23 protein-coding genes are annotated in these 19,079 nt (G+C 71.6%); 7 read left to right on the top strand and 16 right to left on the bottom strand.

Features of this window, described 5'->3' with window-relative positions:
• Window positions 1–7: 7 nt before the first annotated feature.
• The gene (locus tag ACTIFU_RS03885) at window positions 8–973 is read right to left on the bottom strand and encodes an ArsR/SmtB family transcription factor (protein ID WP_439576977.1); all 966 of its coding nucleotides are present in this window, start codon (window positions 971–973) and stop codon (window positions 8–10) included.
• Between the two features lie 39 nt (window positions 974–1,012).
• On the opposite strand from ACTIFU_RS03885, the gene ACTIFU_RS03880 reads away from it, so the two are divergent.
• A complete protein-coding gene (locus ACTIFU_RS03880) occupies window positions 1,013–1,348 on the top strand; it encodes a hypothetical protein (RefSeq protein ID WP_439576976.1) in 336 nt (111 codons plus the stop codon).
• A gap of 6 nt (window positions 1,349–1,354) precedes the next feature.
• Here ACTIFU_RS03880 and ACTIFU_RS03875 read toward each other — a convergent pair whose 3' ends face one another.
• Window positions 1,355–2,944: a phosphoenolpyruvate carboxykinase gene (locus ACTIFU_RS03875; protein ID WP_439576975.1), complete on the bottom strand. Its 1,590-nt coding sequence runs from the start codon at window positions 2,942–2,944 to the stop codon at window positions 1,355–1,357.
• A 109-nt stretch (window positions 2,945–3,053) separates the two neighbouring features.
• Window positions 3,054–3,815 (bottom strand): HugZ family protein, encoded by a 762-nt coding sequence (locus ACTIFU_RS03870; protein ID WP_439576974.1) that lies wholly within the window; start codon window positions 3,813–3,815, stop codon window positions 3,054–3,056.
• A 115-nt stretch (window positions 3,816–3,930) separates the two neighbouring features.
• Here ACTIFU_RS03870 and ACTIFU_RS03865 point away from each other — a divergent pair, with 115 nt between their 5' ends.
• Both ACTIFU_RS03865 and ACTIFU_RS03860 read left to right on the top strand, forming a co-directional pair.
• A complete protein-coding gene (locus ACTIFU_RS03865) occupies window positions 3,931–4,632 on the top strand; it encodes a response regulator transcription factor (protein WP_439576973.1) in 702 nt (233 codons plus the stop codon).
• Window positions 4,633–4,648: 16 nt separating this feature from the next.
• Complete coding sequence (locus ACTIFU_RS03860) at window positions 4,649–6,313, top strand: stimulus-sensing domain-containing protein (RefSeq protein WP_439576972.1); 1,665 nt, start codon at window positions 4,649–4,651, stop codon at window positions 6,311–6,313.
• A gap of 98 nt (window positions 6,314–6,411) precedes the next feature.
• Here ACTIFU_RS03860 and purQ read toward each other — a convergent pair whose 3' ends face one another.
• From purQ to ACTIFU_RS03820, 8 genes are all read right to left on the bottom strand, one after another.
• Window positions 6,412–7,101 (bottom strand): phosphoribosylformylglycinamidine synthase subunit PurQ, encoded by a 690-nt coding sequence (purQ, locus tag ACTIFU_RS03855; protein WP_439576971.1) that lies wholly within the window; start codon window positions 7,099–7,101, stop codon window positions 6,412–6,414.
• Window positions 7,098–7,655, bottom strand: a complete 558-nt coding sequence (locus tag ACTIFU_RS03850; RefSeq protein WP_439576970.1) for a putative glycolipid-binding domain-containing protein — start codon at window positions 7,653–7,655, stop codon at window positions 7,098–7,100. Before ACTIFU_RS03850 ends, purQ begins: the two co-directional genes overlap by 4 nt.
• Window positions 7,652–7,858 (bottom strand): hypothetical protein, encoded by a 207-nt coding sequence (locus tag ACTIFU_RS03845; protein WP_019013277.1) that lies wholly within the window; start codon window positions 7,856–7,858, stop codon window positions 7,652–7,654. The genes ACTIFU_RS03850 and ACTIFU_RS03845 overlap by 4 nt, the downstream gene beginning before the upstream one ends.
• Before the next feature lie 4 nt (window positions 7,859–7,862).
• Complete coding sequence (gene purS / locus ACTIFU_RS03840; protein ID WP_439576969.1) at window positions 7,863–8,102, bottom strand: phosphoribosylformylglycinamidine synthase subunit PurS; 240 nt, start codon at window positions 8,100–8,102, stop codon at window positions 7,863–7,865.
• A 13-nt stretch (window positions 8,103–8,115) separates the two neighbouring features.
• Window positions 8,116–8,880, bottom strand: a complete 765-nt coding sequence (purC, locus tag ACTIFU_RS03835) for a phosphoribosylaminoimidazolesuccinocarboxamide synthase (RefSeq protein ID WP_439576968.1) — start codon at window positions 8,878–8,880, stop codon at window positions 8,116–8,118.
• 127 nt (window positions 8,881–9,007) lie between these two features.
• Entirely contained in the window at window positions 9,008–9,433 is a 426-nt protein-coding gene (locus ACTIFU_RS03830; protein WP_439576967.1) for a hypothetical protein, read from the bottom strand.
• Between the two features lie 61 nt (window positions 9,434–9,494).
• Window positions 9,495–9,719 (bottom strand): hypothetical protein, encoded by a 225-nt coding sequence (locus ACTIFU_RS03825; protein ID WP_439576966.1) that lies wholly within the window; start codon window positions 9,717–9,719, stop codon window positions 9,495–9,497.
• A gap of 21 nt (window positions 9,720–9,740) precedes the next feature.
• Window positions 9,741–10,478 (bottom strand): NRDE family protein, encoded by a 738-nt coding sequence (locus ACTIFU_RS03820; protein WP_439576965.1) that lies wholly within the window; start codon window positions 10,476–10,478, stop codon window positions 9,741–9,743.
• 65 nt (window positions 10,479–10,543) lie between these two features.
• Between ACTIFU_RS03820 and ACTIFU_RS03815 the strand changes: the two genes are divergently transcribed.
• A complete protein-coding gene (locus ACTIFU_RS03815) occupies window positions 10,544–10,882 on the top strand; it encodes a DUF1476 domain-containing protein (protein WP_439576964.1) in 339 nt (112 codons plus the stop codon).
• A gap of 43 nt (window positions 10,883–10,925) precedes the next feature.
• Here the strand turns inward: ACTIFU_RS03815 and ACTIFU_RS03810 are convergent, their stop codons facing one another.
• The 3 genes from ACTIFU_RS03810 to purB form a co-directional block, all read right to left on the bottom strand.
• Window positions 10,926–12,149: an RNA polymerase sigma factor gene (locus ACTIFU_RS03810; protein WP_439576988.1), complete on the bottom strand. Its 1,224-nt coding sequence runs from the start codon at window positions 12,147–12,149 to the stop codon at window positions 10,926–10,928.
• A 93-nt stretch (window positions 12,150–12,242) separates the two neighbouring features.
• Complete coding sequence (locus ACTIFU_RS03805) at window positions 12,243–12,665, bottom strand: YciI family protein (protein WP_439576963.1); 423 nt, start codon at window positions 12,663–12,665, stop codon at window positions 12,243–12,245.
• Between the two features lie 139 nt (window positions 12,666–12,804).
• A complete protein-coding gene (gene purB, locus ACTIFU_RS03800; RefSeq protein ID WP_439576962.1) occupies window positions 12,805–14,142 on the bottom strand; it encodes an adenylosuccinate lyase in 1,338 nt (445 codons plus the stop codon).
• Between the two features lie 114 nt (window positions 14,143–14,256).
• Here purB and ACTIFU_RS03795 point away from each other — a divergent pair, with 114 nt between their 5' ends.
• Complete coding sequence (locus ACTIFU_RS03795; RefSeq protein WP_439576961.1) at window positions 14,257–14,967, top strand: TerC family protein; 711 nt, start codon at window positions 14,257–14,259, stop codon at window positions 14,965–14,967.
• A 224-nt stretch (window positions 14,968–15,191) separates the two neighbouring features.
• The gene (locus tag ACTIFU_RS03790; protein ID WP_439576960.1) at window positions 15,192–16,364 is read left to right on the top strand and encodes a hypothetical protein; all 1,173 of its coding nucleotides are present in this window, start codon (window positions 15,192–15,194) and stop codon (window positions 16,362–16,364) included.
• A 133-nt stretch (window positions 16,365–16,497) separates the two neighbouring features.
• Here the strand turns inward: ACTIFU_RS03790 and ACTIFU_RS03785 are convergent, their stop codons facing one another.
• Both ACTIFU_RS03785 and ACTIFU_RS03780 read right to left on the bottom strand, forming a co-directional pair.
• Window positions 16,498–16,902 (bottom strand): DUF488 domain-containing protein, encoded by a 405-nt coding sequence (locus ACTIFU_RS03785; RefSeq protein WP_439576959.1) that lies wholly within the window; start codon window positions 16,900–16,902, stop codon window positions 16,498–16,500.
• A gap of 23 nt (window positions 16,903–16,925) precedes the next feature.
• The gene (locus ACTIFU_RS03780) at window positions 16,926–17,894 is read right to left on the bottom strand and encodes a Bug family tripartite tricarboxylate transporter substrate binding protein (protein WP_439576958.1); all 969 of its coding nucleotides are present in this window, start codon (window positions 17,892–17,894) and stop codon (window positions 16,926–16,928) included.
• A gap of 114 nt (window positions 17,895–18,008) precedes the next feature.
• On the opposite strand from ACTIFU_RS03780, the gene ACTIFU_RS03775 reads away from it, so the two are divergent.
• On the top strand, window positions 18,009–19,073 hold the full coding sequence (locus ACTIFU_RS03775; RefSeq protein ID WP_439576957.1) for a TauD/TfdA family dioxygenase: 1,065 nt from the start codon (window positions 18,009–18,011) through the stop codon (window positions 19,071–19,073).
• The last annotated feature ends 6 nt before the right edge of the window (window positions 19,074–19,079 follow it).

Raw genomic sequence — 19,079 nt, 5'->3', positions numbered from 1 at the left:
CGGATCCTCAGGCGTCGATGCGGGCGGCGCCGGCGGGGGCGGGCGCGGGCACGGGGCAGGCGGCGAGATGCAGATGCACGGTGAGCGGGCCGGGCAGAGCCACGGCCGGGCGCGGCGCAAGCCCGGCGGCGGCGAGCCAGGCGGCCATCTGCGGCGCGGGGAAGCCCGGCCAGCGATGCGCGAGCCGACGCACCAGCGCGTCGTCGCCGTGCGGGGCGAGGTCGATGACCGCGAGCGTGCCGCCGGGGGCCAGCACGCGCGCGGCCTCGGTGAGCACCTCCTCCGGGTGGTCGGCGTAGTGCAGCACCATCGAGAGGGTGATCAGATCGAAGCTCGCCGGCGCGAAGGGGAGCCGACTCATGTCCGCCTGACGCAGCGCGCAGCGGCCGAGCCCGGCCTCGGCGAGCCGCGCACGGGCCAGCGCCAGCATCTCGCGCGAGAGGTCGACGCCGGTCGCGCGCTCGGCGCGCGGGGCAAGCAGTTCCAGCATCCGGCCGGTGCCGGTGCCGATGTCGAGCAGCCGGCCGAGCGGGCCCGGCGGCAGGGTGTCGAGCAGCCGCGCCTCGATGGTCGCGGCGGGCAGGTCGAGCGCGCGCAGTTCGTCCCAGGCGGTCGGGTTGGCCTGGAACGCGGCGGAGGCGGCGCGGGCGCGGGCGGCACGGAGCGAGCTGGCGCGGTGGCGGTCGGCGACGAGCAGGGGGTCGTCCTCGCTCACGCGGGCCAGCGCCGAGCGCGCGAGCGCGCCGCCGGAGCCGGTTTCGGCGAGGCGGAAATAGATGTTGGCGCCCTCGCGCGCGCGGGCGAGCACGCCGGCGTCGGAGAGGAGCTTCAGGTGGCGCGAGAGCCGCGGCTGGGACTGGCCAAGGATCTCGACGAGGTCGGTGACGCACCACTCGCCCTCGGCCACCAGCGCGACGAGGCGCAGCCGTGTGGGCTCGGCGATCGCACGAAGCGCGGTGAGGACCTCACGCATGGGCTTGCCAATGACATAAACATGTCTTTATGTCGAGTCATGGCCGACGATCGGATCCTGGTGCGCTTCAGTCCGCCCCGCCCCGGCGGGCCGCCGCCGGGTGTGGCGCTGGTGGTGGAGGCGACCGCCCTCGCCCCGCGCGGCCATCCGCTGGTCGAGCGGATCGCGCCGGAGCAGCCCGGCCACGGCGCCGCCTGCCCGTGCTGCGCCCCACGCGCCTCGCTCGCGACGGCCTTGCACCGGTTGTTCCTGCGCCGCGCCCGGGGGACCGCGCCTTGGTTCGACCGGGTCGAGGTGCGCACCGCGCACGCCGACGGCTCGGCCGCGCTCGACGATCCGCTGGTGGCGGCGCGGTTCCGGCGCGATGACGGCTGAGCCGCGTCAGGCGGCAGCGCGGACCGCCGCCTCGCGCACCCCGTCATCGACCTCGGAAGCGAACCGCTCGAAGTTGCGCTCGAACCGCCCGACGAGGTCGCGCGCCGCGGCGTCATAGGCCGCCGCCTCAGCCCAGGTCGCGCGCGGGTCGAGCACGCGCGGATCGACACCGGGGCACGCGGTCGGCACGGCGAAGCCGAAGAACGGGTCGGTGCGCATCGGCGCACGCGCGAGGCTGCCGTCCAGCGCCGCGGCCAGCAGCGCACGGGTGTCGGCGATGCGCATCCGCCGCCCGACCCCGTGGGCGCCGCCGGTCCAGCCGGTGTTCACCAGCCAGCACGACGCGCCGTGGCGCGCGATCCGCTCGGCCAGCATCCGTCCGTACACCGCAGGCGGGCGCGGCAGGAACGGCGCGCCGAAACAGGCCGAGAAGGTCGCCTTGGGTTCGCGGCCAAGCCCCTTCTCGGTGCCGGCGACGCGCGCGGTGTAGCCCGAGAGGAAGTGGTACATCGCCTGCTCGGGCGTGAGCCTGGCGATCGGCGGCAGCACGCCGAACGCATCCGCGGTCAGCATGAACACGTGGCGGGGGTGGCCCGCGCGCCCGTCCGGCAGCGCGCCGTCGATGAAGTCGATCGGATAGCAGGCGCGCGTGTTCTCGGTGTGGCGCGCATCCTCGAGATCGAGCACGCCGGTGGTCTTGTCGACCACCACGTTCTCCAGCACGGTGCCGAAGCGGTGCATCGCCGACCAGATCTGCGGCTCGGCCTCGGGGTCGAGCCGGATCACCTTGGCGTAGCAGCCGCCCTCGAGGTTGAAGGTGCCGGCCTCGCTCCAGCCATGCTCGTCGTCACCGATCAGCCGTCGCGCCGGGTCGGAGGAGAGCGTCGTCTTGCCGGTGCCGGAGAGGCCGAAGAACAGCGCCACATCGCCCGTCTCGCCGACATTCGCCGAGCAGTGCATCGGCATCACACCGCGCTCGGGCAGAAGGAAGTTCATTACGGTGAAGATCGACTTCTTGATCTCGCCGGCGTAGCTCGTGCCGCAGATGACCACCTCCCGCCAGTCGGCGGAGAGCGCGATCGCGCAGTCGCCGCGCGTGCCGTCGAGCGTCGGGTCGGCGTGGAACTCCGGCGCGTGCAGGATGGTCCAGTCCGGGACGAAGTCCGCGAGCTCCGCCGGCGCGGGACGGATGAACATGTTGCGCGCGAACAGCGCATGCCAGGCATGGGTGGTGATCACGCGCACGCGGATGCGGTGCGCCGGGTCGGCACCGGCGTAGAGGTCCTGCACGAACAGGTCCTGACCGGCGAGGAACCCTGCAACACGGCCGCGCAGCATGGCGAATCGGTCGGGCGACAGCTTCTGGTTCACCTTGCCCCAGTCGATCGCCTCGCGCACCGAGGGCTCGTCCACCACGTATTTGTCGCGCGCGCTGCGGCCGGTGTGCTGGCCGGTGTTCACCACCAGCGCGCCCGAGGCAGCGAGCCGACCTTCCCCCCGCGCGACCGCCGCCTCGATCAGCACCGGTGCCGCGAGGTTCGCGCGCACCGTTCGGGTCGGGGCGAGGCCGGGGATGGCGATGGTCGGCTGCGGCATGGGCGTCTCCTCGCGTGGTTCTGGAGTCAGACCTGGAGTCAGACCTGGCAGGCGGGCTTCGCCCCTAGATAGGGTGGGCGAGGAGCGGGGTCAAAAAATGGCAAAAAACTTATGACTCGCCCAAATTTTGAGCAGCCCCCCGCGCCGCGCGTGCGGCCAGGATCAGGGCCTTGCGCACCCCGTCGGCGTCCTGGACGGGGGTCTGGAACACAAGCCGCGCGATCCGGTTGCCATGCGCGAAGGTGCAGCCGTCCACATCCACCCCAGCCATCCGCCAGCCGCGGCCGGCCCGACCGAGCAGGCGGCGCACGATCACCGCCACCGCATCCGCGTGCTCGGTGTTGACGTGGTCGAGAATCTCCGCCTCGGCCGCCGCCAGCGCCGCGACCGCGGCCGGGTCGGGCCGCAGCGCCGAGCCCGGCACGCGCCGCGCCATCGCGAAACCGCCGACATAGAGCGCCTCCTGCGGCACCACCCGCCAGAGCGCGAAATCCGGCAGGTCCGCATAGAGCCCGGCGTAGGGGTGGCGCGCGCGCCAGCGCGGCTTCAGCGCCGCCGCCGCCTCGCCCTCCAGCCGCTCGGCCACGCCCGTGATGGTCACCCGCGGCCGCGTCTGCGGGTTCGGGCCGGCCGCAGGACCCAGGAACAGCAGCGAGCACCGCCCATCGGCCATGAGGTGCCGGGTATGCCCGGAGAGCTGCGACAGGAAGAGCAGCACGGTCAGATCCGGCGCGGTCGCCGGCGTCACCAGCGAGGCGAAGGGCTGACCCGAGGCCGAGACCGTGGCCAGCGTCGCCTCCTTCGCGGCTCGGATCAGCCGGCGTGCTGCAACCTCGGGTGGGGGGAGTTGGGTGTCCAATGCACGTGCCATGATCCGTTCACGTTCCGTCCGAGATCAGCCACAATGGCGCGTCAGCCTGGGGACCATGCAGACCGCCATGCCCCCCCAGGCCCCCGCCCAGCACGTACCCTTGGCCGAGGCCCCGATGCCCCAGACCATCGCCCTGGTCGACGACGACCGCAACATCCTCACCTCGCTCGCGATGACGCTGGAGGCCGAAGGGTATCAGGTGCGCACCTATACCGACGGCGAGAGCGCGCTGCACGGCATCACCGCCAAGCCGGTCGATCTCGCCGTGCTCGACATCAAGATGCCGCGCATGGACGGGCTCGAACTGCTCCAGCGGCTGCGCAAGCAGACCGCGCTGCCGGTGATCTTCCTCACCTCGAAGGACGAGGAGGTGGACGAGCTGATGGGGCTGAGGCTTGGCGCCGACGACTACATCACCAAGCCGTTCAGCCAGCGCCTGGTGATCGAGCGCATCCGCGCCCTGCTGCGCCGCAACGAACTCGCCCGCGGCGAGGGCTCGGGCCAGCCGGCCGGGGGCGTGCTCGCGCGCGGCTCGCTCGCGCTCGACGAGAACCGCCATCTCTGCACCTGGAAGAGCCAGCCGGTGCAGCTCACCGTCACCGAGTTCCTGCTGGTCAAGGCGCTCGCCGCCCGGCCCGGCATCGTCAAGTCGCGCGACCAGCTGATCGACGCGGCCTATGGCGAGAACATCTACGTCGACGACCGCACGATCGACAGCCACGTCAAGCGCATCCGCAAGAAGTTCCGCGCCGTCGACACCAGTTTCGCGCAGATCGAGACCCTCTACGGCATCGGCTACCGCTACAAGGAGGAATGACCTCCGTCGTGCCGCCATGCCCGATTCGGGGACGCTGAGGAGCGTCGAGCCCGCCGGGGATCTCGCCCGCGCGCCGCGGCGCCGGCTGCGCAAACTGGTGTTCTCGCCGCTGCTCAGGCGGATCCTGCTGGTCAACGCGCTGCCGCTCGGGCTGCTGGTGGCGGCACTCCTGTATCTCGACACCTACCAGGACGGGCTGATCGACGCAGAAGCTGCGTCCCTGCGCGTGCAGGCGCAGGTGTTCGCCGGCGCGATCGGCGAGAGTGCGACCTCGATCGAGGATCCCGAGCGCCCGGTGCTCGTCCCCGACCTGGCCCGGCCGCTGCTGCGCCGCCTGGTGGAACCCACGCCCTTCGCCCGGGCCCGGCTCTATGACCCGGACGGCGACCTGGTCGCCGACAGCAGGGTGATCACCGGACCGGGCGGCGCCGTGACCACGGAGCCCCTCCCCCCTCCGCCGCCCGAGCGAAGCGCCTTCGCCGCCGCCGTTGTCGCAGGCTACGAGACCGTGATGGCGCTGCTGCCACGGGGCGCCACCTACCCGATCATCGCGGGCGACGGTGAGTGGAACCCCGACATCCACCCGCTGCTCGCCACCGCGACCGCTGGCCAGGGTGCGCCGCTGGTGCGCCGCACCGACGATGGACGGCTGGTCGTGTCGGTCGCGGTGCCGGCGATCCGCAACCGCGACGTGGTCGGGGTGGTGCTGCTCACGCGCGAGGCGCGCGAGGTGGACGAGGCGCTGTTCCAGGTGCGCATGACCATCATCGCCGCGTTCGGCCTGGCGCTGGCGCTGACGGTCGGACTGTCGTTCTACCTCTCCACCACGATCGCGCGCCCGCTGCTGCGGCTCGCGCGCACGGCGGAACGGATGCGCGAGGGGCGCGGACGGCACGGCCGCGTGCGGCCGTCGCTGAAGGCGCGGCGCGACGAGATCGGCGCGCTCGCCCAGGCGCTGGACGAGAGTGCGACCGCGCTCTGGGCGCGGATGGATGCGATCGAACGCTTCGCCGCCGACGTCGCGCACGAGATCAAGAACCCGCTCACCTCGATCCGCAGCGCGATCGAGACGCTGCGCCGCGTGCATGACCCCGAGCGCCAGCAGCGCCTGCTCGCGGTGATCGCCGAGGACGTCCAGCGTCTGGACCGGCTCATCAGCGACATCTCGGATGCGAGCCGGGTCGACGCAGAACTGTCGCGCACCATCGCCGAGCGGGTGGACGTCGCGCCGATCCTCGCGACGCTCACCGATATCCACGAGACCACGCGCGCGCCGGACGGGCCGCGCGTGGTGCTGGAGGCGCCGGAGAGCGGGCTCACGGTCAACGGCGTCGAGGGGCGGCTCGTGCAGGTGTTCCGCAACCTGATCGGCAACGCGGTGTCGTTCAGCCCGCCTTGCGGTCTGATCCGGCTGACCGGGCGGCGCGCGGGCGGCCTCGTCGAGGTCGCGGTGGAGGACGAGGGGCCGGGGATTCCCGAGGCCAAGCTCGAACACATCTTCGAGCGGTTCTACTCCGAGCGGCCGCGGGGCGAACGGTTCGGCACGCACTCGGGGCTGGGGCTCTCGATCTCGCGCCAGATCGTCGAGGCGCTGAAGGGGCGCATCATCGCCGAGAACCGGCGCGACGCGTCGGGCGCGGTGATCGGCGCGCGCTTCGTGGTGCGGCTGCCGGCAGCGTAGCGCCGGGAGACGCGGGCGCGCGCGGCCCCGTCGCTTTGCGCTCTCCGCGCTGCCATTGCCCCGGCGCCTTCGGCGGGGCAGGGCTGCGGGCTGCGGGGTCAGGCCGCCGCGGCGAGGCTCTCGAACAGCGGCAGCCCGTCCGTGCCGCCCATCAGCGGATCGACCAGGTCCTCCGGATGCGGCATCAGCCCGAGCACGCGCAGGTTCTCCGAATAGATGCCGGCAGTGTTTCGTGCCGCGCCGTTCAGCGCCGCCTCGGGTGCCACGTTGCCGGCAGCGTCGACATAGCGGAACGCGACCCGCCCCTCGCCCTCCAGCCGGTCGAGCGTCGCCGCATCAGCGATGTAGTTGCCGTCGCCATGCGCCATCGGCGCACGGATCACCTGGCCGCGCTGGTAGTGCGCAGTGAACGCCGTGTCGGTGCGCTCGACGCGCATGCGGCACTCCATCGAGAGGAACCGCAGCCCCGCGTTGCGCAGCAGCGCGCCCGGCAGCAGCCCGGCCTCGCACAGGATCTGGAAGCCGTTGCAGACGCCGAGGATCAGCCCACCGCGCGCGGCGTGCTCGGCGATCGGGCGCATGATCGGGCTGCGCGCCGCGATCGCGCCGCAGCGCAGATAGTCGCCGTAGCTGAACCCGCCGCAGAGCACGACGAGGTCGATCCCCTCGGGCAACGCCGTCTCGCGATGCCACAGCACCGCGGGCTTCGCCCCGGTCGCGCGCTCGAGCGCGATGATCATGTCGCGCTCGCGGTTCGTTCCGGGAAAGACGACAACGCCGGCCCTCATGCCCCCTCCACACGCGTGAACGTGCCCTCGTAGACGCGCACCAGCCCCTCCGCGTCCACCAGCAGTTCGCCGGTGAAGCTGCGGAAGAGACCTTCGTAGCGATAGCGGTCCTCGGCCAGCCGCGTATAGCGCTGCGCCGCGGCCGCGACCGTCAGCGCCGGCACCGCGACATAGGCCACGGTGATGTCGGCCGCCCCGCCCACCGTCAGCGCGAGCCGGCGGATCGCCAGCGTGTTGGTGAACGGGGTCGCGCCGATATCGACGTCCAGGCAGCCGTCCAGCGCCTCCAGGTGCCGTCCCGCACCGTCGTGCCAGACGCCCTGACGGTCGGACGCGATCATCACCTCGGTGCCATGCCGCTCCAGCCGCTCGATCTGTGCGCGCCGCGTGTGCCAGGCCTCGTCCCAGCCGACGCGCCAGCGCAGCGCAATCGCCTCGCCGCCGATCATCCCGGCGACTACACCCTCGGCCTCGCGCCGGTCAGGATGCACCACGCAGGTCTCCAGCGTCGGCGCGTCGTGGCGCCGCCAGACGACCCGGCGCTCGTCGCTCACGCCCATCCGAGCCGGAGCCAGTGCATTGCGGCGAGCAGCACCAGCGTGATGCCGACCGCGATCGCCGCGGCGTCGAACCAGAGCCGGATCGCCGCCTTCTTCTTCGCCACCACCCCGCCCTTCACCGGCGCCTGGCGGCGCTTCATCGCCCAGGCGATCACCACCGTGAGCGCGATCAGGATGAAGATCGAGGCCTTCGCCATCGCGTCAGACGAGCTCGACGCGGAAGCTCTCGATCACCGTGTTCGCCAGCAGCCTGCGCGCCATCTCCTCGGCCTCCGCCTTCGCCCTCGCGGGGTCGGTCTCGGCGAGGTCAAGCTCGATCACCTTGCCCGCGCGTACCTCGCCCACGCCGGCGAAGCCGAGCGAGGCGAGCGCGTGTCCGATCGCCTTGCCCTGCGGGTCGAGCACGCCGGTTTTCGGCATCACCGTCACCCGCGCCTTCACCGCCCCCACTCCGTCACTGCATCGTCTCCGGACCCTTGAGGTCGCGCACGCCGGCCTCAGGCAGGATGCCCAAGCGCCGCGCCACCTCCTGATACGCCTCCTCGACCTTGCCGAGATCGCGGCGGAAGCGGTCCTTGTCGAGCTTTTCGTTGGTCTTGACGTCCCACAACCGGCACGAATCCGGGCTGATCTCGTCGGCGACGACGATCCGCATCTCCTCGTTGTCCCAGAGCCGGCCGAATTCGAGCTTGAAGTCGACCAGCCTGATGCCCACGCCGAGGAAGAGCCCGGAGCAGAAGTCGTTCACGCGCAGCGCCAGCGCCATGATGTCGTCGAGGTCCTGCACGCTCGCCCAGCCGAACGCCGTGATGTGCTCCTCGGCCACCATCGGATCGCCGAGCTGGTCGTTCTTGTAGTAGTACTCGATGATCGAGCGCGGCAGTTGCGTGCCCTCGGCGATGCCGAGCCGGGTGGACATCTGCCCAGCCGCGACGTTCCGCACCACCACCTCGAGCGGGATGATCTCGACCTCGCGGATCAGCTGCTCGCGCATGTTCAGCCGGCGCACGAAATGGGTCGGCACGCCGATCTCGCCCAGCCGCATCATGATGTACTCGCTGATGCGGTTGTTCAGCACGCCCTTGCCGGTGATCACGCCCTTCTTCTGGGCGTTGAAGGCGGTGGCGTCGTCCTTGAAGTACTGCACGAGGGTGCCGGGCTCGGGCCCCTCGAACAGGATCTTCGCCTTGCCCTCGTAGAGCTGCCGTCGCCGCGCCATAGGAAAGTACTCCTTGCTGCGTCGCGGGAGAACACTCCGCCGACGCGCGCGAGGGTATAGCAGGGGGGTCCCCCCTAGGCCACCGGCCGGGGTCGGCCCGGGCATGCCCCGGCGGCAGGGCCGGAGGCTACTCGCGTGGCGGCAGGGCGTCGCGCAGGAGATCGCGGATCACCCGCGACTCGCTCTCCACCAGCAGCGCGACCGAGCCGGCGATCAGGATCTCGTGGCCGGGACGCTCGGCGAGCTTGGCCTTCAGGTCGTCCGGCACCGGCCGGGGGTCGAGCCGCGCCGGCAGGGTGGCGCCGCGGGTCAGCGACTCGGCGATGCCGGGCGCCTGGACGGGTCCGACCCGGTCGGGGTGCTCCTGGTAGTAGTCGCGGATCGCGTGCGCTTCGGCCGTCGTGAACACGGCCGTCGTCGACGCGGCGGAGGACGGCGGCACCATCTGGACGGGCGGCACGGGGGGCGGGTCCTGGGGCGCCTGGGCCGAGGCGGGCAGGCCGATGATCAATCCGAACACCAGCGCCGCCGGCAGGGTCAAGAGGCGGGTCATGCGGTCCTCCTGCATCGGGGGGCTTTTCGTGACAACGCCGAAGGGTAGCACAGGTTGCGCCTCAGCGGCCGTGGATCGCGTCACTCAGGATGTCGGGACCCAGCCCGGTCGCTGCGTGGGCCAGCGGGATCGAGGCGCCGACCACCGGGATCTCATGGCCCGGCCGGGGCATGAGTTGCGCGATCAGCCATGCGGGCGAGTGGCGCTTGGCGGTCCCCGGCCGCAGCGGCTGGACCGGGCAGGGATTGGCGACGAACCAGGCACGGATGCGCGCCTGCTCGACCACCGTGAACCGGCGCGCGCGGCTTCATGGCGCGGAGTTCGGCCACGTCCTGGCCGCCGGGGCAAGCGCAACCGGACGGAACGGCGCGACGCCCGGTGGTCCGGCCGCGAACAGCCAGACCGGCGCTCCCACGGCGGACAGGGCGAACAGGCTCGCCGAGACCGTGCCGTAGCGGTCGTCCGGCGTGATCGTCATGCCGCCGCGCGGCCCCGCGCCCGGCTCCGCGTCGGTGCTGGCAAGCAGGGCCAGCCAGGACGTCCAGTCGCCGCTTGCCGGATCAGGCGCCGCGGCCGCGCGGAACCGCGGCAGATGGAGCCGCGCGCGCGGGCTCTCGCCGCTGTCGAGGCCGTGCGCGGTCAGCATCGAGACGCCTTCGGGGACGGGGCGGCGGACTGCACGGCCGTCCTCGCACTCCAGCACCGAGCCGCCGTCGGGTCCGGCGCAGACCAGGTTGAACGCGGCGAACGCGGTGGCGTCGATCGGCTCGCCCGCAAGTGCAGCGAGCGGCAGCACCCCGCGCGAGCGCTTGCCCGGCTGACTGCCGAGCGTACCGGGACGATTCAGCACACAGGCCACGCGCGCCCCATCCGACGCCATCCAGGTGCCGCCGGCGAGCCGGTCGCGGCCACCGACCACGCCCGGCCGATCCGGCCAGTTGGCCGCAGGCGGATCCCAGGGGCGCGCGATCATCTCGTCACGGATGGCGGCGAGCATCAGCGGCCAGTCATGCCCTGGGCGAAGCAGCATCACGACGGTGCACATGCCCGCCCCATCTGCTACAGACACGCCCGACCGCCAAGATGGTGTGGATTGAGGGGGCCGGAACCATGAGCACGGACGCCTTTGCCGATCGCGAGAAGGGCTTCGAGGCGAAGTTCAAGCTGGACCAGGAACAGGAGTTCCGCGCCCAGGCCCGGCGCAACAAGCTGTTCGGACTCTGGGTCGCCGAGACGCTCGGCAAGGCCGGGGCCGAGGCGGATGCCTACGCCAAGGCCGTCGTTGCGGCCGACTTCAAGAAGCCCGGCCATGACGACGTGATCGAGAAGGTGCACGCGGATCTCGAGGCCACGGGCAAGGCCATCCCGGAGGAGCGTCTCAAGGTCGAGTACGAGCGGTTCCTTACGCTTGCGCGGAAGCAGATCGCCGAGGAAGCACCGAAGGGCTGAGCCGCGGCGGCGCGGCACGCGCGGACCGGTCGGACGACCCGGCTCAGCCGGCGCAGGACGCCGCCCGGCGCAGCAGGAAGTTCCGCTCGCGTGCGTTCCGGCTGAGCGCCACTGCGCACTCGAATTCGCGCCTCGCTTCCGCCAGCCGGCCCGCCCGGTACAGGAAGTCCCCACGCGCCGCCGGCAGCGGCGCGTAGCGGCGCAGCACCTCCGCGTGCTCAATCGCGTCGAGCAACGCCAGACCCACCTCCGGGCCGAAGGCCATGGCGTGGGCCACAGCGCGGTTGAGCTCGATCACTGGTGAGGGCATGACCACGCGCAGCCGGTCATAGAGCGCGGCGATCCGCGCCCAATCGGTCTCCTCGGCGGTGCGCGCGCGCGCAGGGCAGGCAGCACGCGCGGCCTGACGGGCATAGGGCCCGGCGGCGCCGCCCAGCGCCTCGGCCCGGGCGAGCGCCGCGAGCCCCCGCCGGATCAGCATACGGTCCCAGCGGCGGCGGTCCTGCGCGGGGATCGGCACCAGCGCGCCGCCCGGTCCCTGGCGGGCGGCAAAGCGTGACGCCTGGAGTTCCATCAGCGCCAGCAGGCCGGATACCTCCGGCTCCTCCGGCATCAGCCCGGCGAGGATGCGGCCCAGGCGCTGCGCCTCGGCGCACAAGGCCGGACGGATCAGATCCTCGCCGACGGTGGCCGCGTAGCCCTCGTTGAAGATCAGGTAGAGCACCTCCAGCACCGAGCCGAGGCGCGCGTGGCGTTCCGGGCCGCGCGGCACCGTGAAGGTCAGGCCGGCCTCGCCGAGCGTCTTCTTCGCCCGCACGATGCGCTGCGCGATGGTCGCCTCGTTCGCGAGAAAGGCGCGGGCGATCTCCGCCGTGGTCAGCCCACCGATCAAACGCAGCGTCAGCGCGGTGCGCGCCTCGCGCGACAGCACCGGGTGACAGGCGGCGAAGATCAGCCCCAGCACGTCGTCACCGAGATCGTCATCCAGCGCCGCCTCGATCGTCTCGGCGCCGGCGTTGGCCTCGTCCTGATCGCGCGCGATCTCCGCGTGCTTGCGCGTCAGCATCCGCTCGCGGCGGAACCCGTCGATCGCGCGGCGCCGGGCGGTCTCCATCAACCACGCGCCGGGCTTCGTCGGCACGCCCGTTCTGGGCCATTCGGCGAGCGCCGCCACCAGCGCGTCCTGTGCGAGGTCCTCGGCCCGGCCCACGTCCCGCACGATGCGGGCGAGACCGCCGATCAGCCTTGCCCGTTCGATGCGGAAGATCGTCTCGATCGCCCGATGTGTGTCCGGCGCCGCCCCCGGCCCCGCTTACGGGGGCAGCCGGGCGCGATGCAAGGGGCGGCGACGGAAGCCCGCTCAGTCCCCGGCCAGCGAGTCGCGGGTCCGCTCGTGCAGTACGGCGACCTCCGGTGTCAGCGCCTCGCCGAAATCGGCCATCTCGTAGAGCGGGCGGATCTCGATCTCGCTCGGCCCGGGCATCGGATTGGGGCAGCGCCGCGCCCACTCCACCGCCTCGGCCATGTCCTTGACCTCCCAGAGCCAGAACCCGGCGACCAGCTCGCGGGTCTCGGCGAAGGGGCCGTCGATCACGGTGCGACGCGGACCGTCGAAGGCCACGCGCTTGCCCTGCGAGGAAGGCTTCAGACCCTCGCCGGCCAGCATGATGCCGGCCCTGACCAGTTCCTCGTTGTATTTGCCCATGGCCTCGAGCAGTTCGGTCGAGGGCAGCACGCCCGCCTCGCTGTCCGCGGTCGCCTTCACCAGCACCATCACGCGCATCGTCTCGTCTCCTGCGATCCCGGGCGGCCCCACCGGCCGTCCTGCCCATACGACGAACGAGCATCGGCCGGATCGACAGGCTGCCGTGGCGTCACGCGAAGAACGCGGCGAGCGCGCTCCCGTGTGCGCCCCGGCGCCTTCAGCCCTCGCCGAACACCCGCGCCAGCACCGCATCCACATGCGCGAGATGCAGGCGCGGGTCCATCGCGCGGTCCAGCACCGCGCGGTCAAGCCGGCCGGCGATCTCCGGATCGGACTCCAGGTTCTCGCGGAACGTCTTCGCCGCCTCGGTGCCGAGCGCCATCCAGGTCGCCATGGCGTTGCGCTGCACGATCCGGTAGGCGTCCTCGCGGCTGAGCCCGGCCTGGGTGAGCGCCAGCAGCACCTCGCCCGAGTGCACCACGCCGCCGAGCGCGTCCAGATTGGCCTGCATCCGGTCGGGATAGACCACCAGCGTCTCGATCATCCCGGCGAGCCGGTGCAGCGCGAAGTCGAGCGCGATCGTCGCATCCGGCGCGATCACCCGCTCGACCGAGGAGTGGCTGATGTCGCGCTCGTGCCACAGCGCGACGTTCTCCAGCGCCGGCACCGCATAGCCGCGCACCAGCCGGGCGAGCCCGGTCAGGTTCTCGGACAGCACCGGGTTGCGCTTGTGCGGCATCGCGGACGAGCCCTTCTGGCCCGGATGGAAATACTCCTCCGCCTCGCGCACCTCGCTCCGTTGCAGATGCCGCACCTCGGTCGCGAGCCGCTCGATGCCGGAGGCGATCACGGCGAGGGTGGCGAAGAACATCGCGTGGCGGTCGCGCGGGATCACCTGCGTCGAGACCGGCTCGACCGCCAGGCCGAGCCTCTCGGCGACGAACGCCTCCACCTCGGGCGGCACGTGCGCAAAGGTGCCGACCGCACCGGAGATTGCGCACGTCGCGACCTCGTTCGCCGCCGCCGCCAGCCGGTCGCGGTTGCGCGCGAACTCGGCCCAGTGCCCGGCGAGCTTCAGCCCGAAGCTGGTCGGCTCGGCGTGGATGCCGTGGCTGCGGCCGATCGTCAGCGTGTGGCGGTGCTCGAGCGCGCGGCGCTTCAGCGCATCGAGCAGCCGGTCCAGCCCCTTGGCGAGCAGCTCGGCTGAGTCGCGCAGCTGCACCGCCAGGCAGGTGTCGAGCACGTCGGAGCTGGTGAGCCCCTGGTGCATCCAGCGCGCGTCCTCGCCGATCCCCTCGCCGAGCCAGGTCAGGAAGGCGATCACGTCATGGCGCACCTCGCGCTCGATCGCGTCGATGTGTGCGACGTCCGCCTCGGTGATGGCAGCGATGCGCGGGGCCCCGCGCGCGCGGATCGCTTCCGCGGCCTCGGCCGGGATCTGGCCGATCTGCGCCTGCTTCTCGGCCACCAGCGCCTCGATCTCGAACCAGATCCGGTAGCGGTTCTCGGCCGACCAGACCGCCGTCATCTCGGGGCGGGAATAGCGGGGGATCATCGCGTCTCTCCTTGCGGGGCGCGTATGGAGGCCGGACCGCTGCTTGACAAGCGGGGCGTGCGGCCCTCGTATCCGCGCGCCGGCCACCCCCTGTTCTGGATCGATCCGTCCGTCATGGACTTCAGCATTTCGGCGTCGCAGATCTGGTCCCTGCTGGCGGTCATCGGCATCGACATCGCGCTTGCCGGCGACAATGCGGTGGTGATCGGCATGGCCGCGGCCGGCCTGCCGCCAGAGCAGCGGCGGCGCGCGATCATCCTCGGCATCGGCGCGGCGGCAGTGCTGCGCATCATCTTCGCCCTGATCACCGCCCAGCTCTTGCAGATCACCGAACTGCTGTTTGCCGGCGGATTGCTGCTGCTATGGGTCTGCTACCGGATGTTCCGCGATCTCCGCACCGGGCACGAGGCGGTGAGCGAGCACGCGGCGGAGGGGTTCGGCGCCAAGCCCAAGAGCTTCGCCTCGGCGATGGGGACGATCGTGGCGGCCGACATCACGATGAGCCTCGACAACGTGCTGGCGGTCGCCGCCGCGGCGCGCGAGCATCCCTACATCATGGCGTTCGGCCTGTTCCTGTCGGTGGTGCTGATGGGGATCGCCGCGTCCTACATCGCGAAGATGCTTGACCGGTACCGCTGGATCGGCTGGGCCGGGCTGTTGCTGATCGTCTATGTGTCGCTGCGGCTGATCTGGGACGGCTGGCCGGGTGTCGCGCCGCATTTCGGCATGTCGCGCGATCCGATGATCGTCACGGCGATCTTCACGGCAGCCTGCGCCGTCTACGCGGCCGCGGAGTTCGGGCTCAAGCGGCGCACCGCGCCGTAGCGCTGAGCCCCGATCCGGTGGCGGGTGCCGATCGGGGCGCGACGTGCGCCATGCCGACCGGCAGGGGAGGCGTCGTTCGCGCCGCCAGATGCCCCGGCGCACGCGGGCGCGTGCGCGTTGACCCGCGCCCCCCGGCGACACACGTTTCGCTTGCACACCCGGGGCCGCGCCGCCACTCTTGCTGGCAGGTCGCGTCAGCTGATCGCTGCCGGGGAGAGGCGTCGATGCCCAATGAAAAAGTGGCGTTCGCAACGTTGCACCTGATGCCCGGCCCCAACATGGAGTTCGTGGCTCGGTTCCAGCGTGAACTGGCCTTGGCCCTCGACAACTATGTCACCCACAAGAAGCAGGGGCGGCTCGCGGCCCAGAGCACGCTGCTGAGCCAACAATCGGCGGCCATGGGCGAGATCAAGCAGCGCTCCGACGCCCTGAGCAAGCAGCTCAAGACCGAGGCCAAGAGACAGCCGTCCGGCTGGTACAGGGAGACGTTCGCCGAGCGGGCTCCGGCGATCAGACACGCCGTTGCGGACCCGGTGGTGCAGGGCTTCGAGGCCAAGTATCAGGCCACACGAACGGACAAGAAGGAGATTCTTGAGCGGGTCGAGAACGTCGCGAAATTCCACGGCTACCCGGATCATGTCGGGTGCATCAAGCACAACGGCAACCCGGACCACTGGCGTGTCGTCGTCTCCAACGGCCAGACATGGGTCCCGGTCATCGAGCTCTGGTTCGGCGCAGGCCGGTTCATCGCCACCGACGAGCAGGGGGTGTTTCAGCACCGTACCGTACCCGATCGGCAGTATGTCCAGGATCGGCACGGCTTCTTCATCGCCCGCTATCTCGTCCGCCAAATGAACAAGTTCGACCGCGCGAATGTCGAGGCGCCGGCGCCGCCCGACCCGACGCTCACGGCAGCGGAGAACAAGGTTCCGGACGACCCCGCGCTCGACCAGGAGATCATGAAGCACGTCCGCGCGAAGGAGGCATCCGGTGGCGGCACCTGCTTCATCTCGTTCAGCCACACCAAGCACGCGATCGTCGGCTCGACCGCCAAGCTGTTCTACGACCAAGCGAAGGGGGACGTGATCATCGACGCGGCGAAGGTGGACCAGAAGGCCCGGGTCGATCTGCATTCCCTTGATGCGGTGAAGAAGCTGTTCGGCGTCGACGAGGTGAAGCCGACCATGCCCTTCCAGGAGGGCGACGATTCCTACGAGCGGAACGCCGCCGCCCGCGACACCGTCCGCACGCGCGAGATCCTGATCGCCGGGGCGGTGCCGAAGGCGGCGGTGGTTGCGGTCCGCCTCTCGACAGCGCTGGCCAAGGCACCGTGGACGACGCTGGCGAAGACGCCGGCGGTGCTGCCGAAGGGCATCCCCGACGCGTGGAAGGCCTGATCCTCACGGTGTTCGCGGTCTTGCCCCGGGATGCGCATCGCCCCGAACGCCTGCCGCCGTGCCATTCCGGTGTCGCACGTCGCTCGCACGGCCGTCGTCGCCGGGGGCACGCGGCCGATGCCGCGCGGCGCGGTCAGCCACGATCAGGGTCAGGGTCGAGCCTTGCGCCGCGCTCGGCGAGCAGCGCGCGCAGCACCGAGCGGTGGCAACGCGCCTCGTCCTCGCAGTAGCAGCCGAGCGAGAAGTCCGCGCGGTGCGACAGGGCCGCGAGCAGGTCGAGCGTGCGCCGCGCCGCCGGCGCATCCATCTCCTTCCGGAACGACTTGACGAAATCGCGCCACTCCACCTCCGTCCGCGCGCCCCGGGCGCGCGATACCAGCGCGGCACTGGGCGCCAGCTCCGGATACCAGACATCGAACCAGTCCTCGGCGGCGTAGCGCTCCTTGCGCACGCCGCGCGGCAGGTGCCGCACCGTACCGATTCGCGTGCCCTCGTCCGGCAGCCGCGTCGTGCCGAGCCGGACGATGCGCACGCTCATGACGCGCTGCCCGACGTGCCCAACTAACGCACGCGGATGCCGCGCTCGGCGATCAGCCTTCCCCAGCGCGCCCGCTCGGCGGCCACACGGGCGGCGAACTCCGCCGGCGTGCTCGGCAGATAGATCAGCCCGTGCGTCTCCAGGAACGCCTTGGTCTCCTCGGTCGCCGAGACCGCGCCGTATTCGCGCGCGAGCCGCGCCTGGATCGGCTCGGGCGTGCCGGTCGGCACGATCACCGCATACCAGGTGACGATGTCCACCTCCGGATACCCGACCTCGCCGAGGGTTGGGACGTCCGGCAGATGCGGCACGCGCGCGGGCGTGGTGACGGCGAGCGCGCGCACGCGTTCGGCACGGATCTGCGGCAGCATCGAGGGCAGCGTGTCGAACATCGCGTGCACGTCGCCGGTCAGCAGCGCCGGCAGGCTGTCATTGGTGCCGCGATAGGGCACGTGCACCATCTCGATGCCGTCGCGCGCGCGGAACATCTCGAAGATCAGGTGCTGCGCGGTGCCCACCCCGACCGAGCCGTAGTTCAGCCGGCCGGGCTCGGCGCGCGCGGCGGCGATCAGCCCGGCGACGTCTCGGATCGGCGAGTTCGCACCCACCACCAGCACCAGCGGCGAGGCGCAGAACATCAGGACCGGCACCAGGTCGCGCGCGGGGTCGTAGGCGAGATCCGGGTCGGTGTTGGGATAGATCGTCAGCGGTGCCAGATTGCCCATGCCGATCACGTAGCCGTCGGGGCGCGCGCGGGCGATCTCGGTGACGCCGATGCGCGCGCCGGCGCCGGCCTTGAAGTCGTTGACGATCGGCTGGCCGAGCGCGGCCGAGACGCGGTCGTTGAAGTAGCGCGCGATCAGGTCATTGAGCCCGCCGGGCGGCCAGGGCACGACGAAGCGGATCGAGCGGGTCGGCCAGGCCTGTGCCGCGGCCGGCAGCGCGGTTGCGACTGCGGCGCCGGTCAGCACCGTACGGCGGGTCAGGATCATGCGAAGCCCCCTTCGTTTCGTTGCCTGCGGAACACTGGCGGCGGATGGCCGAGCGCGCAACCCTGTGCTTCACTGCGTGCTTCACTGCGGCCGCGACCGAGGGAGGAGGGTGCGATGGCGGTTCGGCTCAATCCGATCGGCGGACCGGCGGCATGGACCGGCACGGAACTGGCCGCGGATCGATCCTGGATCAGGACGTTCTCGGCCGAGGAGATCGCCGAGATCGAGGCGGCGATGGCGGCCGTCGCCGGGCGGGCGCCCGGGCAGTTCGGTGCGGCCGAGTTCCCGCTGCCGACGGTGGCAGATCGGCTCGCCGAGGTCTCCGACGAGCTCGAACAGGGGCGCGGGCTTGTCCGGCTCGGCGGGCTCGACCCGACGCGCTACACGCATGATGATCTCAAGCGCATCTTCTGGGGGTTGGCGGCGCATCTCGGCACGCCGCTGCCGCAGAACACCGCCGGCGAGATCCTCGCCGAGGTGCGCGACGAGACCGGCACGGGCGCGGCCGTCACCGCCAGCGGGCCCGGGCCGGTGCCCTCGGCGCGGGCGCGCTCGCGCTCGACGGGGCCGCTCCGCTTCCACACCGACAAGTGCGACGTGCTGGCGCTGCTCTGCGCCTCGAACGGCATCGCCGGCGGGGTGTCGCGCATCGTCTCGACGGTGGCGATCCACGATGCGCTGGCGGAACGGAGGCCCGATCTGCTGGCGGAGCTCTACCGCGACTTCTGGCGCAAGCGCCCCGCCGACGAGGAGGGCTCGCGCGCGGATGCCGTGTTCGCGATGCCGGTGTTCTCGCGCGGGCCGGACGGGGCGTTCACCAGCCAGTACAGCCGCACCTATGTCGAGATGGCGCAGGACGAGCCATCGGTGCCGCGGCTGACGCCGGTGCAGATCGAGGCGATGGACGAGCTCGCCCGCCTCGCCGATGAGCTCTGCGTCGAGATGCCGTTCGAGGCGGGCCAGATCCAGCTCATGAACCAGCACGTCACCTATCACGGCCGCACGGCCTATGCGGATGACGCGGCCTCGGGCGCGCGCCGGGTGCTGCTCCGCATCTGGCTCGCGGTGCCGAACAGCCGCGCGCTGCCGGCGGGCCACGCGGTGCAGTGGGGCGATGTGCGGGCGGGTGCCTTGCGCGGCGGCGCGATGCCGGGACGCAGCGCCTACGAGCTCGCCTGATACGCG

Source organism: Elioraea sp. (assembly GCF_051860475.1).
In the GTDB taxonomy this organism is placed as follows: domain Bacteria; phylum Pseudomonadota; class Alphaproteobacteria; order Acetobacterales; family Acetobacteraceae; genus Elioraea.
The sequence above is the reverse complement of the archived record's forward strand: the minus strand, read 5'-3'. Positions and strand labels throughout refer to the sequence as shown.

Bases quoted from the DNA above. Each gene is read 5' to 3' on its own strand.
- ACTIFU_RS03780 (WP_439576958.1), bottom strand. From the start codon at position 17,894: ATGATCCTGACCCGCCGTACGGTGCTGACCGGCGCCGCAGTCGCAACC.
- ACTIFU_RS03785 (WP_439576959.1), bottom strand. From the start codon at position 16,902: ATGAGCGTGCGCATCGTCCGGCTCGGCACGACGCGGCTGCCGGACGAG.
- ACTIFU_RS03795 (WP_439576961.1), top strand. From the start codon at position 14,257: ATGGACTTCAGCATTTCGGCGTCGCAGATCTGGTCCCTGCTGGCGGTC.
- ACTIFU_RS03830 (WP_439576967.1), bottom strand. From the start codon at position 9,433: ATGACCCGCCTCTTGACCCTGCCGGCGGCGCTGGTGTTCGGATTGATC.
- ACTIFU_RS03865 (WP_439576973.1), top strand. From the start codon at position 3,931: ATGCCCCAGACCATCGCCCTGGTCGACGACGACCGCAACATCCTCACC.
- ACTIFU_RS03775 (WP_439576957.1), top strand. From the start codon at position 18,009: ATGGCGGTTCGGCTCAATCCGATCGGCGGACCGGCGGCATGGACCGGC.
- ACTIFU_RS03790 (WP_439576960.1), top strand. From the start codon at position 15,192: ATGCCCAATGAAAAAGTGGCGTTCGCAACGTTGCACCTGATGCCCGGC.
- ACTIFU_RS03870 (WP_439576974.1), bottom strand. From the start codon at position 3,815: ATGGCACGTGCATTGGACACCCAACTCCCCCCACCCGAGGTTGCAGCA.
- purB (WP_439576962.1), bottom strand. From the start codon at position 14,142: ATGATCCCCCGCTATTCCCGCCCCGAGATGACGGCGGTCTGGTCGGCC.
- ACTIFU_RS03805 (WP_439576963.1), bottom strand. From the start codon at position 12,665: ATGCGCGTGATGGTGCTGGTGAAGGCGACCGCGGACAGCGAGGCGGGC.
- ACTIFU_RS03845 (WP_019013277.1), bottom strand. From the start codon at position 7,858: ATGGCGAAGGCCTCGATCTTCATCCTGATCGCGCTCACGGTGGTGATC.
- purC (WP_439576968.1), bottom strand. From the start codon at position 8,880: ATGGCGCGGCGACGGCAGCTCTACGAGGGCAAGGCGAAGATCCTGTTC.
- ACTIFU_RS03885 (WP_439576977.1), bottom strand. From the start codon at position 973: ATGCGTGAGGTCCTCACCGCGCTTCGTGCGATCGCCGAGCCCACACGG.
- ACTIFU_RS03880 (WP_439576976.1), top strand. From the start codon at position 1,013: ATGGCCGACGATCGGATCCTGGTGCGCTTCAGTCCGCCCCGCCCCGGC.
- purQ (WP_439576971.1), bottom strand. From the start codon at position 7,101: ATGAGGGCCGGCGTTGTCGTCTTTCCCGGAACGAACCGCGAGCGCGAC.
- ACTIFU_RS03875 (WP_439576975.1), bottom strand. From the start codon at position 2,944: ATGCCGCAGCCGACCATCGCCATCCCCGGCCTCGCCCCGACCCGAACG.
- ACTIFU_RS03815 (WP_439576964.1), top strand. From the start codon at position 10,544: ATGAGCACGGACGCCTTTGCCGATCGCGAGAAGGGCTTCGAGGCGAAG.
- ACTIFU_RS03820 (WP_439576965.1), bottom strand. From the start codon at position 10,478: ATGTGCACCGTCGTGATGCTGCTTCGCCCAGGGCATGACTGGCCGCTG.
- ACTIFU_RS03860 (WP_439576972.1), top strand. From the start codon at position 4,649: ATGCCCGATTCGGGGACGCTGAGGAGCGTCGAGCCCGCCGGGGATCTC.